Here is a 6,578-nt window from a genome sequence, read left to right on the forward strand (position 1 = left end):
GAGCCGCCCAGGGGAATCGAACCCCTGACCTATTCATTACGAGTGAATCGCTCTACCGACTGAGCTAGGGCGGCGGGTCGGGCGCGAGCACCGACGGCTCACCATGTTAGTCGATCGTCCACCAGGAGCCCACCACGACGACCGGGCGCCCCGGGGCGAGCCGGACCGTCACGGCGTGCAGACGAGGCCGTCCTCGGGGACCGTCCCGTCGATGAAGTACGTGTCGACGGCGTCCACGATGCACGGGTCGCCCTCGTCGTAGGCGATGTGCCCCTCGCCGACGTAGGTGAGGAGCACTGCACTCTCGAGCTGCTTCGAGAGGGACTCTGCCCACTGGTACGGCGTCGCCGGGTCGCCGGTGGTGCCCACGACGACGATCGGAGCGGCGCCCTCGCCCCTGACCGCCGTGACCTCGCCCCGGAACTTGTATGGCCAGTTCGCGCACACCACGTCGCCGAGAGTGTCCAGGTCCTCCGGCTCTGCAACGGGATCGACCTCCGCGATCGCATCCCGCTGCTTCGCGAGGGTGGCCGGATCGGTCTCCACCGGGTAGTCGACGCAGTTGATCGCGAAGAACGCCTCGAACTGGTTGGAGGCGTAATCGCCGTCCTCGTCGCGGTCCACGTAGAAGTCGGCGAGCAGGAAGGCCGTGCTGCCCTGACCCGACTCCACCTCGGTGAACGCCTGCGTCAGGTACTCCCAGCTGCCCTGGTCGTAGAGGGCGGCCTGGATCGCCGTGCCGAGATATGCGCTGGTGAGCATGCGACCGTCGGTGCCCCGCAGCGGAGACCCGTCGAGGCGATCGAAGGTGGCGCGGATCTGGTCGATCGCATCGTCGACGGTCCCGGTGAACGGGCAGCCCGAGGAGGCGAGGCAGTCCGCCAGGTAGTCACGCAGGGCGTTGCCGAAGGCCTCGGTCTGCGCCAACTGCACGTCGAAGGACGACAGGGTCGAGTCGGTCGCGCCATCCAGGACCACCCGGCCGACCTTCCTCGGGAAGCGGTCGGCGTAGCGGGCGCCGATGTCGCTGCCGTACGAGTAGCCGAAGTAGTTGAGCGTCCGATCGCCGACAACCGCGCGAAGCATGTCGAGGTCGCTGACCGTGCTCTCGGTGTCCACGAACTCAAGGAGCTTTCCGGTGCGCTTCAGGCAGGCGTCGGCGAAGTCCTTGGCGCTGGTCGTGACCTCCTCGGTGTACTTGGCCGAATCGACCGGAGCGTCGGGGGTGCCGAAGAGGAACTCGTCGAGTTGCGGACCGTCGTAGCAGTCCACCGACGACGAGCGGCCGACGCCCCGAGGATCCCAGCCGATCACGTCGAATCGGGCCTGCAGGTCGTCGCTGACCGCGAAGTCGACGCTGTCATGGATGAAGTCGTAGCCGGAGGCGCCCGGGCCGCCTGGGTTGACGAACAGCGAGCCCTGCCGCTCCCCGGTCGCTCGATGCCGGACCAGCGCGAGCTCGATGTCGTCCGCAGCGGCCGGCGCAGACCAGTCGAGGGGGGCCGTGGCGGTCGCGCACTGCATCTCGTTGCCGCAGTTCGCCCAGCTCAGTGTCTGGGAGTAATACGGCCGCAGGGCTGCGGAGACGTCCTCCCCGGTGGGCGTGGACGTGCTCACCTGGGGCGCGAGGAAGCACCCCGTGAGCAGGGCGGGCACGAGCAGCAGCACGGCCGCCCCGATCAGTCGGGGAAGCTTCACGGGGAGGCCCTTCGGATGGCGGGGATGAGCATCGCCTCGAGCGCGAGGGCGGGCGGGACGTTGGCCTCGATGCGCCGGCGGGCAGCGGCGATGCCGCCCATCACGGCGAGCGTGTCGGCGGGATCGGTGGCGGCCGCTGCCTGCTCGATCGCGACGGCCGCGGACACGTTCACGCGCTCGAGCCGCGCGTCGAGTTGGCAGAGCAGGATGTCCCGGAACACCGACAGCAGATCGATGAGGATGCGATCCACCCCGTCGCGCAGGCTGCGGGTGGCGCGCCGCTTCTGGTCGTCCTCGAGCGCCTTGATCTGGCTGCGCAGGCCGGCCGGGATCGCACCCCCGGGTTCGATGCCGAGGGAGCGCAAGGCGGATGCGCGCTCCTCCGCATCGCGCTGCTCCGAGATCGCCTTCGCGTCCTCGCCGGCGATCTCCAGCAGTCGTGCGGCGGCGAACACCGCGCCGGAGACGGTGCGCAGATCGAGCACCAGCCGCAGCGTCTCGTCACGGCGGGCCCGCGCCTCGGCGTCGGTCGCGAGCCGGTGCGCCATGCCGATGTGGCTCTGCGCCTCCTGGGCCGCCCGGAGGGCGAGCTCCGGCGAGACGCCGTCCCGCTCCTCGATGAGGCGGGCGACGTCAGCGGTGCGAGGCACGCGCAGCCGCACCGTCCTGACACGGGAGCGGATCGTCGGCAGCAGATCCGCCTCGCTCGGCGCGCAGAGGATCCAGACCGTCCGCGGCGGCGGCTCCTCGAGCGCCTTCAGCAGCAGGTTCGAGGTGCGCTCCGTCATGCGATCCGCATCCTCGATGATCATCACCCGGTAGCGGGAGACCGACGGCGAGTACTGCGAGGCGGACAGGAGGGTACGGACCTCGTCCATGGCGATGATCACCCGATCGGTGGACAGGACTGCCAGGTCGGGATGCGTGCGCGCGGCGACCTGGCGGCGGGTCGCCTCGTCGCCGTCCGGGGAGCCGTCGCCGAGCAGCGCGGTCGCGAAGGCGTAGGCGAGGTTGGACCGGCCAGATCCTGGAGGTCCGGTGATCAGCCAGGAGTGGGTCATCGCACTGGGTGCGCCGTTCGCGGCGTGCGCGGCGTGTGCGGCAGCGCGGACCACCTCGATCGCCTCGTCCTGGCCGGTGAGGTCGCGCCAGAGGGACGACGTGCTCATGGGCTCAGCAGCTCCAAGACGCGCGCACGGATCTGCGCCGCGATGTCGTCCGCGGGGCGGCCGCCGTCGACGACGAGAAAGCGGTCGGGCTCGGCCGCCGCCAGCTCCAGGTACGCGGCGCGCACCCGCTGATGGAATTCGGCACGCTCCGCCTCGAGCCGGTCGTAGGTGGTGCGGGTCGCGTCGATCCGCGAGCGCGCGGCCGACTCGTCGAGATCAAGCAGCACGGTCAGGTCCGGCAGCAGGCCCTCGGCCGCCCAGAGCGAGATGCGGCGGATCTCTGCGGCGTCGAGGGTGCGCCCGGCGCCCTGGTACGCGACGGAGGAGTCGAGATAGCGGTCCTGCACGACCACCTCGCCGCGGGCCAGCGCCGGCCGCACCACCGTGGCGATGTGGTGGGCCCGGTCGGCGGCGTAGATCAGCGCTTCGGCACGCGGCGCCATGTCGCCTCGGCGGTGCAGCACGATGTCGCGCAGCTCGTTGCCGAGTTCGCTCCCGCCGGGCTCCCGGGTGCGCAGGACGGTCTCGCCGCGCTCCCGCAGCCAGTCTTCGAGAAGCTGCGCCTGCGTGGACTTGCCGACGCCGTCGCCGCCTTCGAAGGTGAGGAAGAGCCCGCTCACGAGGGAGACTTGGCGCCCGTCTTGCGGACGCCGGTCGCGCGCTTCGCCGGGGTCTTGGCGGCGGCCCTGGTCGCCGTCGTGCCCGCCGCCTTCGTGGTGGTCGTCTTCTTCGCCGCCGCCTTGCCCTTGGCGGCAGGCTTCGCCTTGGCCGCCGGCTTGGCCGGCCCCTTGGCGCGCTTGTCCGCCAGCAGCTGCACGGCCCGCTCGAAGTCGATCTCCTCGATCGTCTCCGTGCGCGGGATGGTGGCGTTCGTCACACCGTCGGTGACGTAGGCGCCGAAACGGCCCTCCTTGATGCGGATCGGCTTGCCGCTCTCGGGGTCCGCGTCGAACTCCTTGAGGGCCGACGACTGGCGCTGCGCGCCATACTTCGGCTGCGAGTACAGCTCCAACGCGCCCTCGAGGTCGACCTCGAAGATCGCGTCCTCGGAGGGCAGGGTTCGGGTGTCCGCGCCCTTCTTGAGGTACGGGCCGTAGCGGCCGTTCTGCGCGGAGATCTCCTCGCCGGACTCGGGATCCACGCCCACCACTCGGGGGAGGTCCAGCAGCCGAAGTGCCGTGGCCAGATCGATCTCGGCGAGATCCATCGACTTGAACAGCGACGCGGTGCGCGGCTTGGCCGCCTTCTTCTTGGGGGAGGAATCCTCGGCCTCCTCCGGGTCGAGCTCGGTGACGTAGGGGCCGAAGCGGCCGTCCTTCGCCACGATCTGCTTGCCGTTCTCGGGGTTGATGCCGATGATGCGGTCGGTCTGCACGGGAGCGTCGATGAGCTCGCGGGCCTTCGCCACGGTCAGCTCGTCGGGAGCGAGATCCTGCGGCAGGTTCACCCGGCGCGGGGTGGCCTGCTCGTCGGCGCCCTCTTCCCGGACCTCCAAGTAGGGGCCGTACTTGCCGATGCGCAGTGTGATGTCGTCGGTCAGCACGACCGAGTTGATGCTCTTGGCGTCGATGTCGCCCAGGTTGTCGACCACGGAACGGAGGCCGGGGTGGCCCTCGCTGCCGAAGTAGAAGCCGTTCAACCAGTCGACGCGGTCGGCCTCGCCGTCGGCGATGCGGTCCAGATCGTTCTCCATGTCGGCGGTGAACTGGTACTGCACGAGCTCGCCGAAGAAGTCCTCGAGCAGGCGCACGACGGAGAAGGCGGTCCAGCTGGGCACGAGCGCGGTGCCACGGGGGGTCACGTAGCCGCGGTCGACGATCGTGGAGAGGATCGACGCGTAGGTGGACGGTCGGCCGACGCCGAGCTTCTCGAGTTCCTTCACGAGGCTCGCCTCGGTGTAGCGAGGCGGCGGCGAGGTCTCGTGGCCCTTGGCCTCGGCGTCCTTCACGTCGAGGGCCTGTCCCTCGGTGAGCGGCGGCAGCTTGGCCTCCGCCGGCTCCCGCTCGGTGTTGCGCTCCTCGTCGCGGCCCTCCTCGTACGCCTGCATGTAGCCGCGGAAGGTGATGACGGTGCCGCTGGCCGAGAACAGGGCGACGGTGTCGGTGCCGGCGGGCCTCGCCTCGATGGTGACGGTCGCGGTGGAGCCGCGGGCGTCGGCCATCGGCGAGGCGACGGTGCGCTTCCAGATGAGGTCGTAGAGGCGCGCCTCGTTGCCGCGGAGCTGGCTGCTGAGCTCGGAGGGGGTGCGGAACGTCTCGCCGGAGGGCCGGATCGCCTCGTGCGCCTCCTGCGCGTTCTTGCTCTTGCCGGAGTAGACGCGCGGCTTGTCGGGGATGGAGTCGGCCCCGTAGAGGGATGCGGCCTGGCTTCGCGCGGCCTGGATGGCCTGCGAGGACAGCGACACGGAGTCGGTGCGCATATAGGTGATGTAGCCGTTCTCGTAGAGCGACTGCGCCACACTCATCGTCTGCCGGGCGGTGAAGCGCAGCTTGCGCGCCGCCTCCTGCTGCAGGGTCGACGTGGTGAAGGGGGCGGCCGGCCGACGAGTGTACGGCTTCGACTCGACGCTCGTGACCGTGGAGGTGGTGGCGCTGTCCTGCAGCGCTTCGGCGAGCGCCGTGACGGTGGCCTCGTCGAGGGCCCGCGCGCCGGAGCTCAGCACGCCCTTGTCGTCGAAGTCGCGGCCGGTGGCCACGCGCTCCCCGTCGATGCGGGAGAGCCGGGCCTCGAAGGCCTCGCTCGCGCCGCTCGGGGCGAACGTGGCGCTGAGGTCCCAGTAGCTGGCGGCCACGAAGGCGAGGCGCTCGCGCTCCCGGTCCACGACGAGCCGGGTGGCCGCGGACTGCACGCGTCCGGCCGAGAGCCCCGGGCCGACCTTGCGCCACAGCACCGGGGAGACCTCGAAGCCGTAGAGGCGGTCGAGGATGCGCCGGGTCTCCTGGGCGTCGACGAGCGCCGTGTCGATGTCGCGGGTGTTGTCCTTGGCCTTGTTGATCGCGTCCTTGGTGATCTCGTGGAACACCATGCGCTTGACGGGGACCTTGGGCTTGAGCACCTCGAGCAGGTGCCAGGCGATGGCCTCTCCCTCGCGGTCCTCATCAGTTGCGAGGTAGAGCTCGTCGGCGTCCTTGAGAGCGCGCTTGAGATCGGCGACGGTCTTCTTCTTCTGGTCCGAGACCACGTAGTAGGGCTCGAAGCCGTTCTCGACATCGACGGAGAACTTGCCCAGGCTGCCGACCTTGAGCTCGGGCGGCAGGTTCTTGGGCTCGATCAGGTCACGGATGTGTCCCACGGAGGCCTGCACCTCATAGCCGTCACCCAGATACTGGGCGATCGTCTTCGCCTTCGCGGGCGACTCGACGATGACGAGCTTCTTGCTGACAGGCACAGGGGAATCCCTTCCTTGGGAGAGGAGTGACGACGATGCCGTCGGCGGAGACGGCGGAACGGTCCGGGAGCCCGGCCGTCACCGCACACCATACACACGAGCGACGACCGGATACCTAATCGCTCCGCTGGAGGCGGATTCCGTGTCGGTCCTCTTGCGGGGGCGGGCCCGCGCGTGCTGACGCGGTGATCGGCAGCCCGAGCAGGGCGCCCGAGACCACTACCGTGACGGTCTGCTGCTGGACGCGGCAGAGCGTGAGCCGGCCCCGGTTCGCCGCGACGACGCGGGCCGCGGCGGCACAGGCGGGGCCGGCGACGGCGCCG

General features: G+C 70.2%; 4 protein-coding genes, 1 tRNA gene and 1 pseudogene. All 6 read right to left on the minus strand.

The annotated features are described in order from the left end of the window. Position 1: 1 nt before the first annotated feature. A tRNA-Thr gene (locus JWR33_RS12270) sits at positions 2-74 on the minus strand. A 94-nt stretch (positions 75-168) separates the two neighbouring features. Continuing rightward, positions 169-1,698, minus strand: a complete 1,530-nt coding sequence (locus JWR33_RS12275; protein WP_297412205.1) for an alpha/beta hydrolase — start codon at positions 1,696-1,698, stop codon at positions 169-171. Then, positions 1,695-2,867 carry a DNA polymerase III subunit delta' gene (locus JWR33_RS12280; RefSeq protein ID WP_297412206.1) on the minus strand — a complete coding sequence of 391 codons (1,173 nt, stop codon included), beginning with the start codon at positions 2,865-2,867 and terminating at the stop codon, positions 1,695-1,697. The genes JWR33_RS12275 and JWR33_RS12280 overlap by 4 nt, the downstream gene beginning before the upstream one ends. Next, positions 2,864-3,487, minus strand: coding sequence for a dTMP kinase (tmk, locus tag JWR33_RS12285; RefSeq protein WP_297412207.1), 624 nt, complete (start codon positions 3,485-3,487; stop codon positions 2,864-2,866). Before tmk ends, JWR33_RS12280 begins: the two co-directional genes overlap by 4 nt. After that, the gene (gene topA / locus JWR33_RS12290; RefSeq protein ID WP_297412208.1) at positions 3,484-6,255 is read right to left on the minus strand and encodes a type I DNA topoisomerase; all 2,772 of its coding nucleotides are present in this window, start codon (positions 6,253-6,255) and stop codon (positions 3,484-3,486) included. The genes tmk and topA overlap by 4 nt, the downstream gene beginning before the upstream one ends. A 115-nt stretch (positions 6,256-6,370) precedes the next feature. Beyond that, positions 6,371-6,578: pseudogene (locus JWR33_RS12295) on the minus strand (hypothetical protein); the annotation flags it as partial.

This window comes from Naasia sp., from assembly GCF_025465545.1.
Classification (GTDB): domain Bacteria; phylum Actinomycetota; class Actinomycetes; order Actinomycetales; family Microbacteriaceae; genus Naasia.